17 protein-coding genes are annotated in these 19,693 nt (G+C 60.7%); all 17 read right to left on the bottom strand.

Annotated elements, in window-relative coordinates:
- Positions 1-123: 123 nt before the first annotated feature.
- The 17 genes from fliJ to flgK all read right to left on the bottom strand — a co-directional run bounded on the left by fliJ (position 124) and on the right by flgK (position 19,691).
- Complete coding sequence (fliJ, locus tag P5706_RS09215) at positions 124-573, bottom strand: flagellar export protein FliJ (RefSeq protein ID WP_285679050.1); 450 nt, start codon at positions 571-573, stop codon at positions 124-126.
- Positions 574-576: 3 nt separating this feature from the next.
- Positions 577-1,935 carry a flagellar protein export ATPase FliI gene (gene fliI / locus P5706_RS09210; RefSeq protein ID WP_017134940.1) on the bottom strand — a complete coding sequence of 453 codons (1,359 nt, stop codon included), beginning with the start codon at positions 1,933-1,935 and terminating at the stop codon, positions 577-579.
- Positions 1,925-2,689 (bottom strand): flagellar assembly protein FliH, encoded by a 765-nt coding sequence (fliH, locus tag P5706_RS09205; RefSeq protein ID WP_285679049.1) that lies wholly within the window; start codon positions 2,687-2,689, stop codon positions 1,925-1,927. Before fliH ends, fliI begins: the two co-directional genes overlap by 11 nt.
- Before the next feature lie 10 nt (positions 2,690-2,699).
- Positions 2,700-3,719, bottom strand: a complete 1,020-nt coding sequence (fliG, locus tag P5706_RS09200; protein WP_010208743.1) for a flagellar motor switch protein FliG — start codon at positions 3,717-3,719, stop codon at positions 2,700-2,702.
- Positions 3,712-5,487 carry a flagellar basal-body MS-ring/collar protein FliF gene (fliF, locus tag P5706_RS09195; RefSeq protein WP_200433511.1) on the bottom strand — a complete coding sequence of 592 codons (1,776 nt, stop codon included), beginning with the start codon at positions 5,485-5,487 and terminating at the stop codon, positions 3,712-3,714. Before fliF ends, fliG begins: the two co-directional genes overlap by 8 nt.
- A gap of 16 nt (positions 5,488-5,503) precedes the next feature.
- Positions 5,504-5,833 carry a flagellar hook-basal body complex protein FliE gene (gene fliE / locus P5706_RS09190; RefSeq protein ID WP_016972029.1) on the bottom strand — a complete coding sequence of 110 codons (330 nt, stop codon included), beginning with the start codon at positions 5,831-5,833 and terminating at the stop codon, positions 5,504-5,506.
- Between the two features lie 131 nt (positions 5,834-5,964).
- Positions 5,965-7,344, bottom strand: a complete 1,380-nt coding sequence (locus tag P5706_RS09185) for a sigma-54-dependent transcriptional regulator (RefSeq protein ID WP_285679048.1) — start codon at positions 7,342-7,344, stop codon at positions 5,965-5,967.
- Between the two features lie 7 nt (positions 7,345-7,351).
- On the bottom strand, positions 7,352-8,563 hold the full coding sequence (locus P5706_RS09180) for a sensor histidine kinase (RefSeq protein ID WP_285682688.1): 1,212 nt from the start codon (positions 8,561-8,563) through the stop codon (positions 7,352-7,354).
- Positions 8,564-8,673: 110 nt separating this feature from the next.
- The gene (locus P5706_RS09175) at positions 8,674-10,149 is read right to left on the bottom strand and encodes a sigma-54 dependent transcriptional regulator (protein WP_064453465.1); all 1,476 of its coding nucleotides are present in this window, start codon (positions 10,147-10,149) and stop codon (positions 8,674-8,676) included.
- A 169-nt stretch (positions 10,150-10,318) separates the two neighbouring features.
- On the bottom strand, positions 10,319-10,615 hold the full coding sequence (fliT, locus tag P5706_RS09170) for a flagellar protein FliT (RefSeq protein ID WP_285679047.1): 297 nt from the start codon (positions 10,613-10,615) through the stop codon (positions 10,319-10,321).
- A 23-nt stretch (positions 10,616-10,638) separates the two neighbouring features.
- A complete protein-coding gene (fliS, locus tag P5706_RS09165; RefSeq protein WP_200433509.1) occupies positions 10,639-11,028 on the bottom strand; it encodes a flagellar export chaperone FliS in 390 nt (129 codons plus the stop codon).
- A 138-nt stretch (positions 11,029-11,166) separates the two neighbouring features.
- Positions 11,167-12,579, bottom strand: a complete 1,413-nt coding sequence (fliD, locus tag P5706_RS09160; protein ID WP_285679046.1) for a flagellar filament capping protein FliD — start codon at positions 12,577-12,579, stop codon at positions 11,167-11,169.
- A gap of 80 nt (positions 12,580-12,659) precedes the next feature.
- Complete coding sequence (locus P5706_RS09155) at positions 12,660-13,019, bottom strand: flagellar protein FlaG (protein WP_285679045.1); 360 nt, start codon at positions 13,017-13,019, stop codon at positions 12,660-12,662.
- A gap of 75 nt (positions 13,020-13,094) precedes the next feature.
- Positions 13,095-14,540 carry a flagellin N-terminal helical domain-containing protein gene (locus tag P5706_RS09150; RefSeq protein WP_285679044.1) on the bottom strand — a complete coding sequence of 482 codons (1,446 nt, stop codon included), beginning with the start codon at positions 14,538-14,540 and terminating at the stop codon, positions 13,095-13,097.
- 309 nt (positions 14,541-14,849) lie between these two features.
- On the bottom strand, positions 14,850-15,779 hold the full coding sequence (locus P5706_RS09145) for a ketoacyl-ACP synthase III (protein ID WP_200433505.1): 930 nt from the start codon (positions 15,777-15,779) through the stop codon (positions 14,850-14,852).
- 277 nt (positions 15,780-16,056) lie between these two features.
- Complete coding sequence (locus P5706_RS09140) at positions 16,057-17,640, bottom strand: flagellar hook-associated protein 3 (RefSeq protein WP_285679043.1); 1,584 nt, start codon at positions 17,638-17,640, stop codon at positions 16,057-16,059.
- Positions 17,641-17,654: 14 nt separating this feature from the next.
- Positions 17,655-19,691 (bottom strand): flagellar hook-associated protein FlgK, encoded by a 2,037-nt coding sequence (gene flgK / locus P5706_RS09135; RefSeq protein ID WP_285679042.1) that lies wholly within the window; start codon positions 19,689-19,691, stop codon positions 17,655-17,657.
- Positions 19,692-19,693 lie beyond the last annotated feature (2 nt).

Below are 19,693 nucleotides of genomic sequence, written 5' to 3'. Positions count from 1 at the left end.
GCCTGCGATGCAGGCGACGAGGTGTATCAGTGATACAGCGGTGATGCTATCGCAGGCAAGCCAGCTCCCACACAAGCCCGGCACCCACACAGCCCGGCTCCCACAGTAGGCAAGTGGAAACTGTTAGTACTGTGACTGGCGGGGAAGTCGCTGGGATAACTCATCGAGCAGCTTTTGCTCGCGCTTGTCTTCGATGGCCCGCGCTTCGTCGATATAACGCTGCACCAGCTTGCGCAAGCCTTCGACCCGAGCGAACGCCGCTTGCCAAGCCTCACGAGCCCTATCGAGATTGTTCTGATGCCAGGCCAGGCTCTGGCGCTGCTGGCCCACAGCCGTCTCAAGCTGGTTGAGAAAGCCCTGGTAGCCCATCAGCCACTGGCCGGAGACGCCCTTGCTGCCGCGCTCGATCCACTGCTGCTGGTATTCACCGCGAAAGCGCTCCAGGTCGCCCAGCTTGCTCTCCGCCAGGCGCACCTGGCCCTGGAAATACCCCAGGCGTTGCACGGCGGTTTTTTCGGCCTTTTCGGCCATATCCACCACTGGGGCCAGGCGGGAAGAGCGGGTGCTGGCCATGACTTAACCGCCCGGCGCCGGGGCGAAGATCGAGCCCAGGTGGGCTTCGCTTTCACCCATGCTGATCTTGTCGTTGAGGCCTTGACGCAGGTAGCTCACCAGTTGCGGTTGCAGCGCGATGGCCAGGTCGGTTTCGCGATCACCACCGGCCACGTAGGCGCCGACGCTGATCAGGTCGCGGCTCTGCTGGTAGCGCGACCACAGTTGTTTGAAATGCTGCGCACGCGCCATGTGCTCGGGCGTGACCACCGCCGGCATCACCCGGCTGATCGAGGCCTCGATGTCGATGGCCGGGTAGTGCCCTTCCTCGGCCAACCGCCGCGACAGCACGATATGGCCGTCGAGCACGCCCCGCGCCGAGTCGGCAATCGGGTCTTGCTGGTCATCGCCTTCGGACAACACCGTGTAAAACGCGGTGATTGAGCCGCCACCAGCCTCGGCATTACCGGCGCGCTCCACCAGCTTAGGCAGCTTGGCGAACACCGACGGCGGGTAACCTTTGGTGGCCGGCGGTTCGCCGATGGCCAAGGCGATTTCCCGCTGGGCCTGGGCAAAACGCGTGAGCGAGTCCATCAGCAACAGAACATTCTTGCCCTTGTCGCGAAAATATTCGGCGATGCGCGTGCAGTACATGGCGGCACGCAGGCGCATCAGCGGCGCATCGTCCGCAGGCGACGCGACCACCACCGAGCGCTTCAGGCCTTCTTCACCGAGGCTGTGCTCGATGAACTCTTTCACTTCACGGCCGCGCTCGCCGATCAGCCCGACCACGATAATGTCGGCCTCGGTAAAACGCGTCATCATGCCCAGCAACACCGACTTACCCACGCCCGTACCGGCAAACAGGCCCAGACGCTGGCCGCGACCGACCGTCAATAAACCGTTGATGCTGCGAATGCCCACGTCCAGCGGCACGCTGATGGGGTTGCGGTTGAGCGGGTTAATGGTCGGGCCGTCCATCGGCACCCAGTCTTCGGCCTTCATGCCGCCCTTGCCGTCGAGTGCGCGGCCGGCGCCATCGAGCACACGGCCGAGCATGCTCATGCCCATCGGCAGGCGGCCGGTGTCGGCCAACGGCACCACGCGGGCGCCAGGGGCGATGCCCGCCAGGCTGCCGACCGGCATCAGGAAAATCTTGCTGCCGGAAAAGCCCATCACCTCGGCTTCGACCTGCACCGGGTGGTAGCTGTCGTCGTTGATCACCAGGCAGCGGCTGCCCATGGCGGCGCGCAGGCCTTCGGCTTCGAGGGTCAGGCCGACCATGCGCAGCAGGCGCCCTTCGAGGATCGGCTGGCCGGGCAACTCCGTGGCCTCGGCGTAGCCACCCAGGCGCTTGGCGAAGCTGGTGCGATCAAGGCGCATCGGGGGCGTCCAGATCAACGCTCAGGTCAGGTTCGGCGGGGTTCAACACCTGCTCATGCACCTGATCCAACAGCTTGGCCATGATCTGGCTGATGCGGGTTTCGACCGTGGCATCGATGCGGCTGTGTTCGGTCTCGACGCGGCAACCGCCGGGCTGCAGGCTGGCGTCTTCGACGATGCGCCAGGTTTCTTCATGGCGCTCGCGCAGGGCTTTGACCTGTTCGAAATCCTGCGGGTTGATGTACAGGCGCACATTGCCCACGCCCAACGGCAGCAGCTTGAGGGCTTCGCGCATGACGCTTTCGATATGGCTGGAATCGAGCACCAATTCGCGCTGGATGACTTGGCGGGCGATGTGCTCGACCAGGCCGACCATGGCTTTTTCGATCTGCGAATCCTGCTCGGCAATCGGGTCGAACAGCGTGCCCATCAGCCGTTCCAGGCTGGCGAGTTTGACGCTGAGCGCCTCTTCGGCTTCCTGGCGCACCTTGAGGGTGGTGCTGCGAAAACCGTCTTTTTCGCCGGCGGCAAAGCCTTCGTTGTAGGCCTCCTGGCGGATGGCCTCCAACTCTTCAAGGGTCAGTGGCTGGACTTCATCCAGCGGCACTTCTTCCATCTCTACCGGCGTTTCAACCACCGGCTCGGGCTCAGGTTCCGGCACATGTGGATCGAAGCTGGGCAGCGACCAGATGTCGAACCCGCCGACATCCCGTGCGCGAATCAGATCGCTGGGCGTCTCATCTTTGTTCGACATGGGACGCGCCTTAGATCATTTCTTCGCCGCCCTTCCCGCCGAGAACGATTTCTCCGGCTTCGGCCATACGGCGGGCAATGGTGAGGATTTCTTTCTGCGCGGTTTCGACGTCGCTGACGCGCACCGGGCCTTTGGCTTCAAGGTCGTCGCGCAACAATTCGGAAGCACGCTTGGACATGTTCTTGAAGATCTTCTCTTTGACGTTTTCGTCCGAGCCTTTGAGGGCCAGCACCAGCACGTCAGAGGAGACTTCGCGCAGCAACGCCTGGATGCCACGGTCGTCGACATCGGAGAGGTTGTTGAACACGAACATGAGGTCTTCGATCTGGCCGGACAGGGTGTCGTCGATCTCGCGGATCGAGTCCATCAACTGGCCTTCGACCGAGCTGTCGAGGAAGTTCATGATGTCGGCCGCACGCTTGATGCCGCCCAAGGTGGTGCGCGAAGCATTCGAGTTGCCGGAGAACTGCTTCTCCAGAATCGTGTTGAGTTCTTTGAGCGCCGCCGGCTGCACGGTGTTCAGTGACGACACGCGCAGGATGATGTCCAGGCGCACTTTATGGTCGAAGTGCCCGAGCACTTCACCGGCCTGGTCCGGGTCGAGGTAAGCGACGACGATCGCCTGGATCTGCGGGTGCTCGTAGCGGATCACGTCGGCCACTGCGCGCGGTTCCATCCACTTGAGGCTGTCCAGGCCACTGGTGTTGCCGCCCAACAGGATGCGGTCGATCAGGCCGTTGGCCTTGTCTTCGCCCAGTGCCGAGGTGAGCATCTTGCGGATATAGCTGTCGGAGCCGACGCCCAGGCTGGTCTGGTCGCCGACGATCTCGACGAACTCGCTCATCACCTGCTCGACTTGCTCGCGGTGCACATTGCGCATCTGCGCCATGGCCACGCCCACCCGCTGGACCTCTTTAGGCCCCATGTGGCGCAGCACTTGGGCGGCGTCGGTTTCACCCAGGGACAGCAGCAGGACTGCGGCTTTGTCGACCTTGGTGAGCTTGGCAACAGCGGCTCGATTATCACTCATCTGCGTTGATCCACTCTTTCACGACCTGAGCCACACGGCCCGGGTCTTCTGCTACCAGACTCTTGATTGCATTCAGCTGCGCGTCATAGCCTTCGCTCGGGCTTGGCAACAGAATGCTTTGCGGGCCGCCGAGGCTGACGCGGTCGTTGGCCAGTTCGCCGTCCAGGCCGCCCATGCCACCCAACTCAACATCGCCACCGGCCAAGGCCAGCTGTTTCTTGCCGTTGCCGGTGATGTTGTTGAGCACCGGACGCAGCACGCCGAACACCAGCACCAGAATGAACAACACACCCAGCACTTGTTTAACGATGTCCCAGAACCACGGCTGCGTGTAGAACGCCGGGTCGGCGATCACTTCGGCGCGCTCGGCGGAGAACGGCATGTTGATCACGCTGACGCTGTCTCCACGGCTGGCGTCGAAACCGACGGCGTCCTGCACCAGGCGCGTGAAACGGGCCAATTCATCGGTGCTCCACGGCGCACGGGTGACGGCACCGTCAGCCGGGTTGACCTTGACCTGATCATCGACCACCACCGACACCGACAGGCGATTGATCTTGCCCTGCTGCTGCCTGGTGTGGCTGATGGAACGGTCGAGTTCGAAGTTCTTGGTCGACTGGTTACGCTTGTCCGCCGGGTACGGTGCGAGCATTGGCTGGCCGGTGGCCGGGTCCATGATCTGCTGGCCGTTGGCGTCCAACAGCGGCTGGCCCGGCTGGATCGCGCCAGCCGTAGCGGCCGCGCCACCGGTGGTTTGCGGCGCAGTCGCCGGGGCCGGTGGCTGGTTGCTCAGGGCACCTGGCACACCTTGCGGGCCATTGCTGGCGGTGCGCTGTTCGCTGGTGGACTGCTCGCTGCGCAGCGCCGGCTGGTCCGGGTTGAATTGCTCGGAGGTCGACTCGACCGCACTGAAATCCACGTCGGCGGACACTTCAGCCTTGTAGCGGTCGTTGCCAAGCACCGGTTGCAGGATGTTGTGCACGCGCTGGGTCAGCATGCTTTCCATGCGGCGGCTGTAGTCGAACTGTTTGCCGGCCTGGGTCAGCGCGGAGTTCTCGGCCTGGTCGGACAGCAGGTTGCCCTTCTGGTCGACCACAGTGATTTGCGACTTGCTCAATTCGGGAACGCTGGTGGCCACCAGGTTGATGATCGCCAGTACCTGGCCAGGCTCCAGGGAGCGGCCGGAAAACAGTTCGACCAACACCGAAGCACTGGGCTTGCGTTCGTCACGCACGAACACCGAGCTTTTCGGGATCGCCAGGTGCACACGGGCGCCCTTGACGTTGTTCAGGCTGCTGATGGTGCGCGCCAGTTCGCCTTCCAGACCACGCCGATAACGGGTGGCCTCCATGAACTGGCTGGTGCCCAGGCCCTGGTCCTTGTCGAGGATTTCAAAACCGATATTGCTGTCGGACGGCGTTACACCGGCCGCAGCCAGCTTCATGCGCGCACGGGCCACGTCATCGGCCTTGACCAACAAGGCGCCGGAGTTGGGCTCCACGGTGTAGGCGATGTCGGCGGCGGCCAGGGTTTCCATGATCTGCTTGGAATCCATGCCGGCCAGGCTGCCGTACAGCGGGCGATAATCGGGTTGTTGCGACCACAACACCACGGCAAAACCAATCGCCACGCTGGCAGCCAGGCCGACCATCAGGCCCACCTGCCGCAGCATGGTCATTTCCGAGAGGTTTTCCAGGAACGACAGGCCAAACAGCGGCGGCTTGCCGTCTGCCTTGGCGGGTACGTTGTCGGAGACTGCTTCTGCCATGACTTAAATCTCGTCCTTAAACCGGCATCTGCATGATGTCTTGATAAGCCTGAACCAGCTTGTTACGCACTTGGGTCAAGGCTTGAAAGGAAACGCTGGCCTTTTGCGAAGCGACCATCACATCGGTGAGGTCCACGCCGCTCTTGCCGATCTCGAAGGCGGTGGCCAACTGATTGGAGGCTTGCTGGGTGTCGCTGACTTTGTTGATTGCCTGACCGAGCATGTCGGCAAAACTGCTTTGGCCCAATTCCGGCGCTGGCGCGACGGATTTCGGTTGAGCCATGGCATCCATTTGCATGGAGCGCATATCCAACATCAACCGATTGAACTCAATACCCTGGCTCATGACCTTCTCTCTCCGACGACCCGCAATTTTTTGACACTACGCAGCGGTTACTACGGGTGGTAGCAACAAGGGTGCCAGCTCCGTGGCTATTCGTAAGAAAAGGCGACAAACCCTGTCAGCCCGAGAATTTTTCACGTGGCGAAAAGGTAGGCTTCCACGTCCATCCCGGCGTCGCGCATCTGCGCCAGCTTGTAGCGCAGGGTGCGCGGGCTGATGCCCAGGCGCTCAGCGGCCTCTTTGCGACGGCCGCGCTCGGCACGCAAGGTGTCGATGATCATCTGGAATTCGCGGCGACGCAGGTCGTCGCCCAGGGCACCGCCGGACTCGGTTTCGGCAGCCGCCACGGGTGCGGGCGCCAGGCTCGGCAACGGCGCGCTGCCACTGCCCATCGCCAGGCAGAAGTCTTGCGGCTGGATCAACCCGCCCTGCTGCAAAATCAGCGCACGCTGGATGGCGTTGTCCAATTCGCGCACATTGCCCGGCCATGGGTAGCTGATCAGGCAAGCCTGGGCCTCAGCCGACAACCGCGCCTGGGCGTGCTTCATTTTTTTGACGTGGTTGTTCAGCAGGCGCTCGGCCAGCGGGATGATATCCGCCGGGCGTTCACGCAACGGGCGCCAGGCCAGCGGAAACACCGAGAGCCGGTAGAACAAGTCTTCACGGAAGCGCCCCGCCGCCACTTCGCCCACCAAGTCGCGGTTGGTGGTGGCAACCACGCGGATATCCAGCTGGATCGGCTTGCGCGCGCCGACGCGTTCCACCTCACGCTCCTGCAACACTCGCAGCAGCTTGGCTTGCAGGCCCAGGGGCATTTCCGAGATTTCGTCGAGCAGAATGGTGCCGCCGTCGGCCTGTTCGAACTTGCCTGCCTGGGCCGCGATGGCGCCGGTGAACGAACCTTTTTCATGGCCGAACAAGGTGGCTTCAAGCATGTTGTCGGGGATGGCGGCGCAGTTGATCGCAATGAACGGTTGTTTGGCGCGGCTCGATTGCTGGTGGATATAGCGCGCCAGCACTTCTTTACCAGTGCCGGACTCGCCGGAGATCAGCACGGTGGAATCGCTACGCGCCACACGCGCTGCCAGTTCCAGCAACTGTGCGCTGGCCGGTTCGAAGGCAATCGGGCCTTCACCTTCGGCATTCGAAACCACGCCGAGTGCATGCCGGGCAACCAACTCGATCAGGGCTTTGGGCTCAAAGGGTTTGACCAGGTAATCCGCCGCGCCCTGGCGCATGGCGTCCACCGCCCGCTCCACGGCGCCATGGGCGGTCATCAGCAACACCGGCAACTGCGGCTGGCGCGCGCGCAGCAGGCCGAGCAACTGGTGGCCGTCCATGCCGGGCATGTTGACGTCACTGACCACCAGGCTGAAAGACTCCTGATCGACCGCCTCCAAGGCTTCCTCGGCAGAACCGACCGCCCGGTAGTCATGGCCCGCCAACAGCAGCGTGTCAGCCAATGCTTCACGCAGGGCGCGATCGTCTTCGACCAATAAAACCTTGATAGCCATAGTCCTTTTACTCCGCGCTTGCCGTGCTGGAAAACAACGGCAAGGTCATCAATGCACAGGTGCCACGCCCCAACCGGGAGTGCAGCTGCAATTCTCCCTGATGCGCACGTGCCACCGCCTTGACCACGGTCAGCCCGAGGCCGGTGCCGTTGGTCTTGGTGGTAAAAAATGGTTCGCCCAGACGTTGCAGCACCACTGGCTCGATGCCGCTGCCGCTGTCGCTGATACACAGGCGCAGGGTTTGCTCGCGGCGGTACAGGTGCACCTTGAGCCGCGCACCAGGGCCACTGGCCTGGGTGGCGTTTTCGATCAGGTTGAGCAAGGCGCCGACCAGGGTGTCGCGGTTGCACAGCAACTCTCCCTGATGGCTGTCGCACTGCCAGCGTACATTAGCGTCCTGGATATGGGTGGCGGCCGCCGCTTGCAGCGACTGCATCAACACAGCGGGCGTAACGCGGTCGGTCAGCGGCAATTCGCCGCGGGCGAACACCAGCATGTCGCGCACCTGGTGCTCCAACTCATGCAAGCGCTCTTTGAGGCGGCCAGCAAAACGTTGGTGGGTGGCGGCCGGCAATTGCTCATCAGTCAAATGACTGGCGTAGATCAACGCCGCCGACAGCGGCGTGCGGATCTGATGCGCCAAAGAAGCGACCATCCGCCCCAATGACGACAAGCGCTCATGGCGCGCCAACTGGTCTTGCAGGTGACGGGTTTCTGTCAGGTCGTTGAGCAACACCAACTGGCCGGGCTCGGCGTCCAGGGAACGGGTGGCGATGGACAGGCGACGACCGTCCTTGAGGGAGATTTCGTGGCCGTCGTCTTCACGCGGGGCGAAGCAACGGGCGATGACTTCGCGCCACAACTCGCCTTCCAGCGGCAGGCCGAGCATGTCGACGGCAGCCGGGTTGGCTTCGCGCACACGGCCCTGGTCATCAATGACGATCACGCCACCGGGCAACAGCGACAGCAGGTTTTGCAGACGGTTGGCCAGGCGCTCTTTCTCGGCCAGCTCTTGCATACGCTGCGCGCTGACCACCGCCAGTTCGCCTTTAAGCTCGGAAACCCGCGCCTCCAGCAAACTGTAAGAGTCAGTCAGTTGGCTCGACATCTGGTTGAACAGCGAAAACGCCTGTTCCAGGCCATGTCGGCTGAGCTGCTCGACGGTCGGGACAGGCCCCTGAGCATCAGGGACCAAAGAATGTTGGGCGGCGTGGGGCATCATGCTCTCTCGCTTGGCTGACCGTCAGTTAAACGGAACGTTGCGAGGGCTGTAGCAATACCCGTGCCGAAAAAAAACTACTGATATTTCAGTAGTTTAAAAAACAGGCGTCAATCATCCGCCTGTTCATCACCTTCCCGGCGGCTCATACCGTACTTGCGCATCTTCTCCACCAGGGTGGTTCGACGGATGCGCAGGCGTTCGGCGGCGCGGGCAACAATGCCGTTGGCATCGTCGAGCGCCTGCTGGATCAGGCCTTGTTCGAGGCTACCGAGGTAGTCCTTCAAGTCCAGGCCTTCAGGCGGCAGCATGGCGGTGGAACCGAAGTCCGGCGTGTGGCCGTTGATGGCCACGCGCTCTTCGAGGTCGGTGCGCAGGCTGTCGACCAGTTGCTCGTCTTCGTCGTCGACGTAACGGAATTTCTTCGGCAACTCGACCACGCCGATCACACCGTAGGGGTGCATGATCGCCATGCGCTCCACTAGGTTGGCCAGCTCACGTACGTTGCCCGGCCAGCCGTGGCGGCACAGCGACATGATCGCCGCGGAGTTAAAGCGAATCGAACCGCGCTTTTCGTGCTCCATGCGCGAGATCAACTCGTTCATCAGCAACGGGATGTCTTCCACGCGCTCGCGCAGCGGGGCCATCTCGATAGGGAATACGTTGAGGCGGTAGTACAGGTCTTCGCGGAAGCTGCCGACCTCGATCATGCTTTCGAGGTTCTTGTGGGTGGCGGCGATGATGCGCACGTCGACGCTCTGGGTCTTGTTGCTGCCCACGCGCTCGAAGGTGCGCTCCTGCAATACGCGCAGCAGCTTGACCTGCATCGGCAGCGGCATGTCGCCGATTTCGTCGAGGAACAAGGTGCCGCCGTTGGCCAGCTCAAAACGCCCGGCACGGCTGGTGATCGCCCCGGTAAAGGCGCCCTTCTCGTGGCCGAACAGTTCGCTTTCGAGCAGCTCTGCCGGGATCGCCCCGCAGTTGACCGGCACGAATGGCCCGTCGCGGCGCTTGGAGTGATAGTGCAGGTTGCGGGCGACCACTTCCTTGCCGGTGCCGGATTCGCCAAGAATCAGCACGCTGGCGTCGGTGTCGGCGACTTGCTGCATCATCTGGCGCACGTGCTGGATCGCACGGCTGGTGCCGACGAGGCTGCGGAACAGGTTGGGTTCACGGTGACGGCCGCGCTCGCGGGCCTGGTCGTACATCTCGCGATAGACCTGGGCACGGTGCAGCGAATCAAGCAATTTGCTGTAGCTGGGCGGCATTTCCAGGGTGGAAAGCACGCGGCGGCGCTGGTCTTCCGGCAGGTCCACGGAAGAAATATCGCCCATTAGTAACACCGGAAGGAACTCATCCCAGGTCGACAGTGTCTTTAACAGGCCCAAAACGGCGCCAGGAGCGTTTACCGTCCCGATCAGCACACAAATGACTTCACGGCTCGATGACAAAGAGCTGACCGCCTGCTGCCAGTCGTGGCTGCCGCAGGGCAAATTTTCTTCACCGAGAAAATTTAAAATCACCGCTAAATCGCGGCGGCGGACGCTATCGTCATCAATCAGCAGAATTTTGGTTTCACGCCACATGCAATAGCAACTTCCCTAGTAAAACTTCCTGCCCCAGAGTGAGGGCAATCGAGACGCCTGTAAGACTTCTTACCTTACTGACGTCTGAAATCTGAAAACAGCACTAGTTAAGTCAAAAATGCGAGCACAGTCAAATATATGACGCGCCGTTCGGATTAACTGAGCCAGTTCAGCCGAACAGATGGTAAACCTTTGACGCACTTTGCGCGCGGTTGATCTGCGACATCTCTTCGAAAATCGCCTGGCGTTCGCCGGTCGTCACCTCCAGCAACTGCTGATACACCGCCAGCAAACTCTCCAGCTTCTCGCGCAGCGCGTCCTCGTCCAACGGCGCGTTATTGAGCGCCTCGTCGATGACCGCGCGGCACCCCATGTCCAGTTCGCCAATGGCGTCCCAGTTACGTTGCGCCAATGCGTCGACCAAGGCTTCGCGGGTCTCGTCAATCCGTTGCAGGGCGTGGCTCATGACATCATCCTCAGGCCAAAGGCCTACAGTGTTGCAATACCGTCCCAGCCTTCCTTGAGCGTAATCATCAGGCCGGCTACTTCGTCGATCATGCTGACATCGCTCTTGCTGTTGGCTTCAAGCAGGCGCGTGGTCATGTAGGCATACAGGTTATCGAGTTGCTGCAACGCGGCCGGGTCTTCGGTTTTTTCCGGGTTCAGGCCGTCACGCAAGCCGATCAGGATGTCGATCGCCTTGCCCAGCAGCAAACCCTTCTGCGCGATATCACCACGAGCCATGGCGCCCTTGGCCTGAGCCATGCGGTCCAGCGCGCCTTCCATCAGCATCTGCACCAGACGGTGTGGGCTGGCTTCGGAGATCTGGGCATGGGAATTGACCTTCTGGTATTGGCGAAGGGCTCTCATGGGATTCATGTTTCTACCTCGTGACAGGCAACAGCTAAATTAGGATGGGCTCTGACTAATATGTCGACGCGATGACAAAAAACTTTAACCCGACGATCCGTTGAAGGCCGTGCCCGGCGCAGGATCACCGGGCGGCAGCAACACGGATCAACTGTCCGAATTGGACTTGTTCAGCGCGTTAAGCGTGCTCATCACACTGGAGCGCTGGCTGGTGAGCTGGGCGACCAGGTTGTTCATGGTTGTGTACTTGGCGGTCAGGCTTGTTTTGAGGGCGGCCATGCGCGCGGTCAGGGTGTCCTGCTGGTTTTGCAGGTCCTTGATGTTGGCCGACAGCGTCGACGAACGCGTGGCCAGCACACCGGTGTTGCTCAGCGCATAGCTGTCGGTCGCGGTTTTCATGCGCGCCAACAGGCCGGTGTCACCGTTGAAAATACCGCCGATATCGGTAGGGTTGGTCAAGATGGCCGCCCCGAACACCTTGTCGTCAATACTCAACTTGCCGGTGCCCGAGTCAGTGTTCACTCCGAACTGGGCCAGGGACTTCAACGCGCCTGTGCCCGTCAATGCGTTCAGCTCGCTACGCAAAGCCGTCTGCAGCGAGCGTATGGTGGCATCACCTGTCAGCGCAGCACGCGTGGTGGTACCGTCCGGGTTGTTGGTCACCGCAGTCTCGGTGTTCATGGCCGTCATTAAAGCGTTGTAGGTGTCGACAAAACCCTTCACCGAGCTTTTGAGGGTGTCGTTGCTGCGGGCGACCGTGATGGTCGAAGCCACGCGCGTCACGCCGTCAGGGAGCGCCCCAGTGACACCGGCCGGCAGAGGCGAGACCGCCGTCAACTTGATGCTCACACCACTGATCGCATCGGTCAGGGTATTACTCTTGGATTCCTGAGCAGTGCCGTCGATCGTGTACTTCGCATTCTGCGGGGCGGTGCCGACGACTGAACTACCTGCCTCCAGGCCGGAGTTACCGCCAAGGGTAATGTCCGTACCGGCGCCGGTATTGGTCGAGGTCATGACCAGGCGAGAACCGGTGGCGTCAGTCAGGATGTTGGCACTCAGACCCGCACTGCTGTATTGCGCATTGATCGAGTCGCGCACTTGTTGCAGCGTCGCACCAGGCGGAACACTGACTCCGTAGCTCTGCCCCGACTGGGAAATTTCCAGAGTCGTCGCGGTGGTGCCGGTATTGACGACGGTTTTCGCGCCTGTGGGGTAGTTCTGAGTAGCCACCTTCGAGGCGGTCGCCAACTGGTTGACTATAAGCTGGTAGCTGCCCGCGGAGGCACCGGCACCCAAGGTAACGGTAGACACGTTGGCATCCGACGTCGTCGCCGCCAGGCCGCCGATACTGGCGTCCTTGGCCATATTGTCCATGGCACCACGGAAGGCATCCAGCGCGGCTTGAATCTTGCCGATCGAGGACAACTGGGCAGTCGACGTTTGCGACTGCTTGTTGATCTGCGACTGCTTCGGCGCTTGTTCCGCGTTCACCAATGCCGTCACGATCTGCTGGGTATCAATGCCCGTAACGGGGCCGCTAACTGATATATCACCCATGATTCTTCTCCTGATCCGGGGCTGGCGCTTTATTGACGGACGACGCCTAAAGCAGCTACAGCAACAAAATTCATGCCAGCTCAGACTTTGGCGTCAAACAACACGTTGCTGGCGTCGTGAAGGCTTTGTGCGAGTTTCAATGCGGTTTCCGAAGGAATCTGACGGATCACCTCGCCGCTGTCGGTCGCAATGACCTTGACCACCACCTGATGGGTGGAGTCATCAATGGAAAATTCCAGGTTGCGCTGGGCAGCCTGAACGAATTTGCGAATATCCGTGACGGCCTGTTCGAGGTCGGACGGTTTCGAGTCTTGCTGGGTTTGAACCGCGGCAACCGTGGGGTCGACCTTCGTCTTGTGCAGGTCGTTATTCACAGGGGCAGGCGCGCTCTGCGGCGCCGCTGCTGGATAAGACAGGTTCAACTTGACGCTCATGTCCATGTCCAATCTCCTCATCACGCAAAAGACAAAAGGGCACGTAAACGCGCCCTTCCGTCAGTCATCTACCGATGGCTATTACTGAAGCAGCTTCAGTACAGCGGATGGCAGTTGGTTGGCCTGGGACAGGATCGCAGTGGAAGCCTGTTGCAGGGTTTGCTGCTTGGTCAACTGAGCAGTTTCAGCAGCGTAGTCAACGTCCTGGATCTGACCGCGAGCGGCGCTGGAGTTGTCGGAGATGCTCTGCAGGTTGGCAACGGTGTTGTCGAAACGGTTTTGTACAGCACCGAGGCCGGCACGCTGGGAGTCGATGTCGGAGATCGCCTGAGTGATCACGTCGATCGAGTTCTGTGCGTTGGCAGCAGTGGTGATGTCAGTGTTGTTGACGGTGGTTTTGGTGGAGTTGGCAGCAGTACCGGTAGCTGCGAACAGACCCGTCACGCCAGCGCCGCTCAGCGAGTAGCTGCTGGAGGAGTTCAGGGAAACTGCGCCGGTTGCGATGATAGCGGTGTTAGCCAGGGCAACGGCGGTGCCGGCAGTACCGGTACCATCCAGGGTTGCAACCTTGACGCCTGCGATAGCACCAGCGTCGCCAGCGTTGAAGGTCAGGTTCTCACCGGTATCGGACTTGACCGACAGCGCTTGAGTGGTCGAATCGTAGTTAACGGTGATGCCCAGTTTGGCAGCGTTGGACTTCAGTTGGTCAGCCAGGTCAGAAGCTTTGACCACGCCAGTGAACTGAACCGCAGCACCGCCACCGACTTGCAGGGTGAAGTTGGCGCTGGCAGGGGTTGCAGCAGCGATGGCAGCGGAGTCAACGGTGAACTGGGCAACAGTGCTGGCAGTAGCAGCCAGGCCGCCTACAGCGCCGTTCATTTGCGCAGCGATCTGCCCGGCCGAAGCACCGGCAGCGATGGTCAGGCTCTTGGACTGGCCGCCACCGGTAACGGTGAGTGCGCCGCCAGCAACGCCAGTTGCGCTTGGGAGAACGCCTTGGCTCTTCAGCTGCTGCGAACCAATGTTGTTGGCTGCAACGTTACCGATGCTCATGTCGATGGTCTGGTTGGCGTTGGCGCCGACCTGGAACGAAGTGGTACCGAAAGAACCGTCCAGCAGGTTCTTGCCACCGAAAGTAGTGGTGGTAGCGATACGGGTCAATTCAGCAGTCAGTGCTGCGTATTGAGCCTGGTTCGACTTACGGTCGTCAGCGCTTGGCGAGCCGTTGGCGGATTGCAGAGCCAGGGTACGCATGCTTTGCAGGATGTTGGTGGACTGCTGCATTGCGCCTTCAGCGGTCTGAGCAATCGAGCTGCCGTCGTTGGCGTTTTTGATTGCAACGCCCAGGCCGTTGATCTGGCTGGTCAGACGGTTGGAGATTTGCAGGCCGGCCGCATCGTCTTTGGCGCTGTTGATACGCAGGCCGGAGGACAGACGCTGCATGGAAGTTTGCAGAGCGCCGGAAGCCTTGTTCAGGTTGTTCTGAACGTTCAACGAAGCAAGGTTGGTGTTTACTGTTAAAGCCATGACGAAATCCTCGTGGGTGGTGTACTGCGGCTTCCGGCCCTGGCAACCGCCGGGTGTGGCCTAGAGAACCTTCGTAATAGTTATCGTCGTGAAAGCAGGTTGCTTGAGGACTTTTTTGATTTTTTTTACTAGCACGGGGCCACCCTTTGTAATTCAAGGGGTTAAAGCGGCTGAAAAGTCCTGAATTCATGGGCTGCTGACATCTTTGGGGCTGCTGCGCAGCCCAACGCGGGGCAAGCCCGCTCGCCACAATAAAAAACGCCCAGGCTTTTTGAGCCTGGGCGTTTTTGTGTGCAGCCTATTAGAGCGTTACGGGCGATAGAGAATCGCCGAGCCCCACGACAGGCCCACGCCGAAACCGCTGATGGCAACGCGCTTCCAGTCGGCGTCCAGCATGTGCTTTTCCAGCAGCAACGGAATGCTCGACGACACGGTGTTGCCGGTCTCGACCATGTCCTTGATGAACTTCTCTACCGGCGCCTCTTCGAAACGCCGCGCAACCGCGTCGACAATCGCCGCACTGCCCTGGTGGATGCAGAATGCGTCGATTTCGTCAGCTTTGAGGTCCGACTCATTGAGCAGCTCGTGCAAATGTGCCGGCACCTTGAGCAAGGCAAAGTTGAACACTTGGCGGCCGTTCATGAAAAACACGCCATCACTGACCTTAAGGTGCGGCGCGCCGGAACCGTCGGTGCCGAACTTGGACTTGCCCAACAGCCACGGCGCGTCTTCGCCCATCCAGGTGGCGGTGGCGGCATCACCAAACAACATGGTGGTGTTGCGATCTTCAGGGTCGACGATCTTCGAATACGGGTCAGCGGTGATCAGCAGGCCGTTTTTCAGGCCGGTGGCTTCCATGAAGCCCTTCATCGCGTAGATGCCGTAGACATAACCCGAGCAGCCCAAGGAGATATCAAACGCTGCCACGTGGGTGGGCAGGCCCAATTTGTCCTGGACGATGGCGGCCGTGTGCGGCAAACCTTCTTCATCGCCGTTCTGGGTCACGACGATCACAGCGTCGATGGATTCGCGCTTCAATTCAGGGTTGGCAGCAAACAAGGCGTTGACCGCCTCGACGCACAGGTCGGAAGTTTCCTGCGCAGCATCCTTGCGCGGCAGGAACGCCGAACCGATCTTGCCGATGATGAATTCTTCATCCTTGGCGAATTTGGCACCCTGGGCGTAGTTATCGATCCCGTCTGCCGGCACGTAACTGGCGATGCTTTTTATGCCAATCATTGTGGCTTCCCAATACTAAATAGCTGGATAACACCCCTCGGACCGAGCCGGGAGCGCTGACAATAAAGGGGATAACCCCGTAAAAATATCGCTGAAAGCCGCCGCGTAAAGACTCGCAAGCGACTTATCCTTTTCACACGATACAGTGAAGATGCGCTTTATGACTCACAGGTCACTCAATTTTGTGCGCTTTATGCAAAACCCGGCAACATTCCCGGCACCAGAAACGACAACGGCCCACCCTGTTGCCAGGGTGGGCCGTGTGTAAGGCTGCCGATTACATGCGGCTGAACAGGCTCAACTGGGAGATTTTCACAAAGGCCAGTTGCGAGGCTTGCAGCATGGTCTGCTGCAAAGTCAGGTCAATGGCGGCCTGCCCCATATCGACGTTGGCCAATGACGACATGGTCGAGGTGTTGGCCAGGCCCAGGCTGGTGTTTTCCTGACCTTGGATATCCAGGGCGTTCTGGCGCGCACCGATGGAGCCACGGACCTGGTCGATCTGCGCCGACGCGTTAGTCAGGTTGCCGATCGTGGTATTGAGCACATCCTTGAGCTTGTTCATGGCAACCGGGTCGCCATCGGCTGGGGTTTCCAGCGCCTTGCGCAGTTGGCCCAGGGTGTCCAGGGCGTTCATATTCTTGTTGCTGGTGGCAGCGAGGGAAAACTGATCACCGGCACCTGGCGTGCCGCTCACATCAAAGGTCACGCCAGCCGCCGTGATCGACGTCGCGCCGGTGGCCATGGTGCCTGAGGCAATCGACTTGCTGTTGGCGCTGTAGGGCTGGGCATAGACCTCGTAGGCATTGCCGCTGGTGAACTTAATCACCGCCCCCGAGTTGGGAAAGGTACTGGCGTAGGCAGCCTGATCCGTGACGCGGCCACCGGTCAACTGCGCCGTGGAGGGGTTGCTTGCCGTACGCGAGCTGCTGAACGTGTCGGGTTTGCTTTCCAGCGTAAACGACTTGCCTGCCACCAACGCATCCGAGGCCGGGCCCGAGGCAACATCCGCCCCGAGGTTCAGGCTGATGTCAAATTTGACCCCGCGCAGGTTGACGCTGGACGCGCCCTCCTTGGTGGAGTCAAACGTGCCATTACCGGTGATCTCGGAGGTAACGTCGTTACCGTCCTTGTCGCTCACGCTGTACTGGGTGCTACTGGAGAAGGTCAGCTTATACGGTTGACCATCGGCAAAACTCTTGGTGTAAGCCGTGCCGGAAGTGACCAGGCCTGCCGAGATCGCGACTTTGCCGTCATTGACCGCCGGCGGCAAAATCGAGGTTTGCGTGCGACCGGTGTTGGATGAGCTTTCCAGCAAGGCCTTGCCGGTATCGCCCATGGCAATCGTCAGGTTGCTCGACACCTGCAGGCTCAGCGGCGTTTCGTCACCTTGGTAGGTATAGGCGCCATCGTTGTTGCGGCTGTAAGGCGGTGTATCGGTCTTGGCCCCAGAGAACATGTAGTTGCCACTGGCGTCTTTAGTATTGAGCAAGCCCAACACTTGGTCTTCAAGCGCGCCGACCTGGGCCGCGATCGCCTTGCGATCATCGTTGCTGAGCTTGAGGTTACCGGCCTGCAATGCCAAACCCTGCGCGGACTGCAAAGCGGTATTGATGCTCCCCAACACGCTTTCTTCGTTGTTCAGCGAGTTCTGCAAGGTCGTAATGTTGCCGTTGTACTGCCCCAGCATGTCTTTCTGCTGTTGCAGCATCAGCAACTGGGCGGCGGCCACCGGGTCATCGGCAGCGGTTTGCACGCGCACACCGGAGCTCGCCTGGTCCTGGGCCTTGACCACACCGGAGTAGTTGTCCTGATACTTGCTGGAGCTGGTGTCGAAATACTGCTGTGTAGAGATACGCATCGTTCCAGACTCCTTTAAAGGGCGTTGATCAGTGTGCTGAAGGTTTCTTGCGCGGCCTTGATGATCTGCGACGACGCGGTGTAGTACTGCTGGAACTTGATCATGTCGCCCGCCTCCTCGTCCAGGTTGACCTGGGACACCGAGTTGCTGGCCGCCTTGTTTGCCGCCAGCAAGGCGCCGGTGGCGGTGCTGTCGGTGTTGGCCTGGGCGGCCTTGGAGCCGACTTGGGACACCAACCGGCTGTTGGCGCTGACCAGGCTGACGCCCGCATTGCCGTCCACCGCGCCGACCGTGGCTTTGGTCTGCAACCCCAGCAGTTCCTGGGCATTACGGCCATCGGAGCTGGCGCCGCTGTTGAACGAAAAGGTGGTGCTGTCACCGTTGGCCGGCGAACCGGACACGGTGGTGTCAAAACTGAAGCTTTTGCCCGGGATCAACGCACCGCTGGCATCGCGCATCGGCACATTCACGCTGACCTTGTTGCCCTGGCCCGGAATGATGGTGCCGGTGCCGATCGAGTTGCCCTGGGCATCACTGATCGAATAGGACTGGGTGCCGTCCGCCGCAGGTTTGCCGAACACCATTTTCACCGGCATCGAGTTTTCGATCCCGGTGCGCAATTGCGCAGTCGCCGCGCCGCCGTCGATATCGATCGGCACGGTCAAGGTCGGCTGGGTGAACGCGCCGGTGCCGGTATTGGTCTTGCTGGCATTGCCGGCCAAGGGCGCGGCGAAGGCGAGTTTGTTCGGGTCTTTGAGGTCGACACTGATGCCGCTGGCGCCATTGGCCGTCGGGCTGACCTTGAAGCTGTCACCGGCCGCCACCGGCCCCTTGCCATCCAAGGCCAGGGTAAAACCGTCAATCACTGGCGGTGGCGTGGTGGTGGTGTCGAACGAGCCCATGGCTTTGCCGTCGGAGCGCACCACGTTGTATTGGTTGCCGCTGGTGAACGTCACCTTGTAGTCGAAGGTCGACAGCTTGCTGCTGTCGGCAATCGTCACGTTCAGGTTGCCGGAACCTGCGCTGTTACCGGCGGCCGCCTGGCTGCGCTGGGAAATCGCCGCAGCGCTGTTGATGTCGCCAAACAGCGAGGAACCGAAATCACTGTTCAGGTCCAGGCCCTGGCCCAACTGGCTGTTAACGCTGTCGGCGGTGGCAATCGCGATGCGCCCCAGGTCGTTGATGGCGGGCATCAGCGCATCGCTGCGATAACGCAACAGGCCGCCGATACTGCCACCACTGACCACACTGCCGATGTCCATCGGCGTGTCGCCCATGTTCAACTGGATGGTGTACTGGCTGTTGTCGCTCTTGCTCGGCACCGCCGAAATGGTATTGGCAATGCTGCCTTCTACCAGCGATTGGCCGGTGCCGGTGGTGATGCTGAACTGGCCGTTCTTCTCGGTGGCCGTCACGCCGATCAGCTCATTGAGCGAACGCACTGCCTCATTGCGCGCATCCAGCAGGTTGGCCGGCGCACTGGTCGAAGACCCCTGGGCCGTCGAAATTTGACTGTTGAGCGAGGCAATCGACGAGGTCAGTTTGTTGACTTGATCGCTCATGGTCGACAGTTGGCCGTTGATGCTTTCTTTCTGCTGGGTCAACTGCGTGGAAATCGCGTTGAAGCGGTTGCTCAAGGTCTGGGCGTTGGTGATCAGCAACTGCCGCGCAGACACATCGCTGGGCGTGGCCGCGGCGTTCTGCAAAGAGGCAAAAAACGCGCTGAGCACGGCTGACATACCCGTGGACTTGTCCGACAGGGTCTTGTCGATCGCTGCCGCCTGGCCCGCATAGGCGTTGGCATCGCTGTTCAGAGCGGTGCTGCTCTGGTAGGCCGCGCCCAAAAAGTCGTTATAAATGCGGCGCACATCCGCGAGCGTTGTGCCACTGCCGATAAACACGCCGCCATACTGGTTATTGGCGCTGGCGTTCTGGGTGGTCTGCTGGCGCGAGTATCCCGGGGTATTGACGTTGGCAATGTTGTTACTCAAGACCGACAACGAGCCTTGAGCGGCATTGAGTCCTGACATCCCGATACTGAGCAAACTCATGG

Source organism: Pseudomonas sp. ChxA (assembly GCF_030263855.1).
Classification (GTDB): Bacteria; Pseudomonadota; Gammaproteobacteria; order Pseudomonadales; family Pseudomonadaceae; genus Aquipseudomonas; species Aquipseudomonas fluorescens_CB.
The sequence above is the reverse complement of the archived record's forward strand: the minus strand, read 5'-3'. Positions and strand labels throughout refer to the sequence as shown.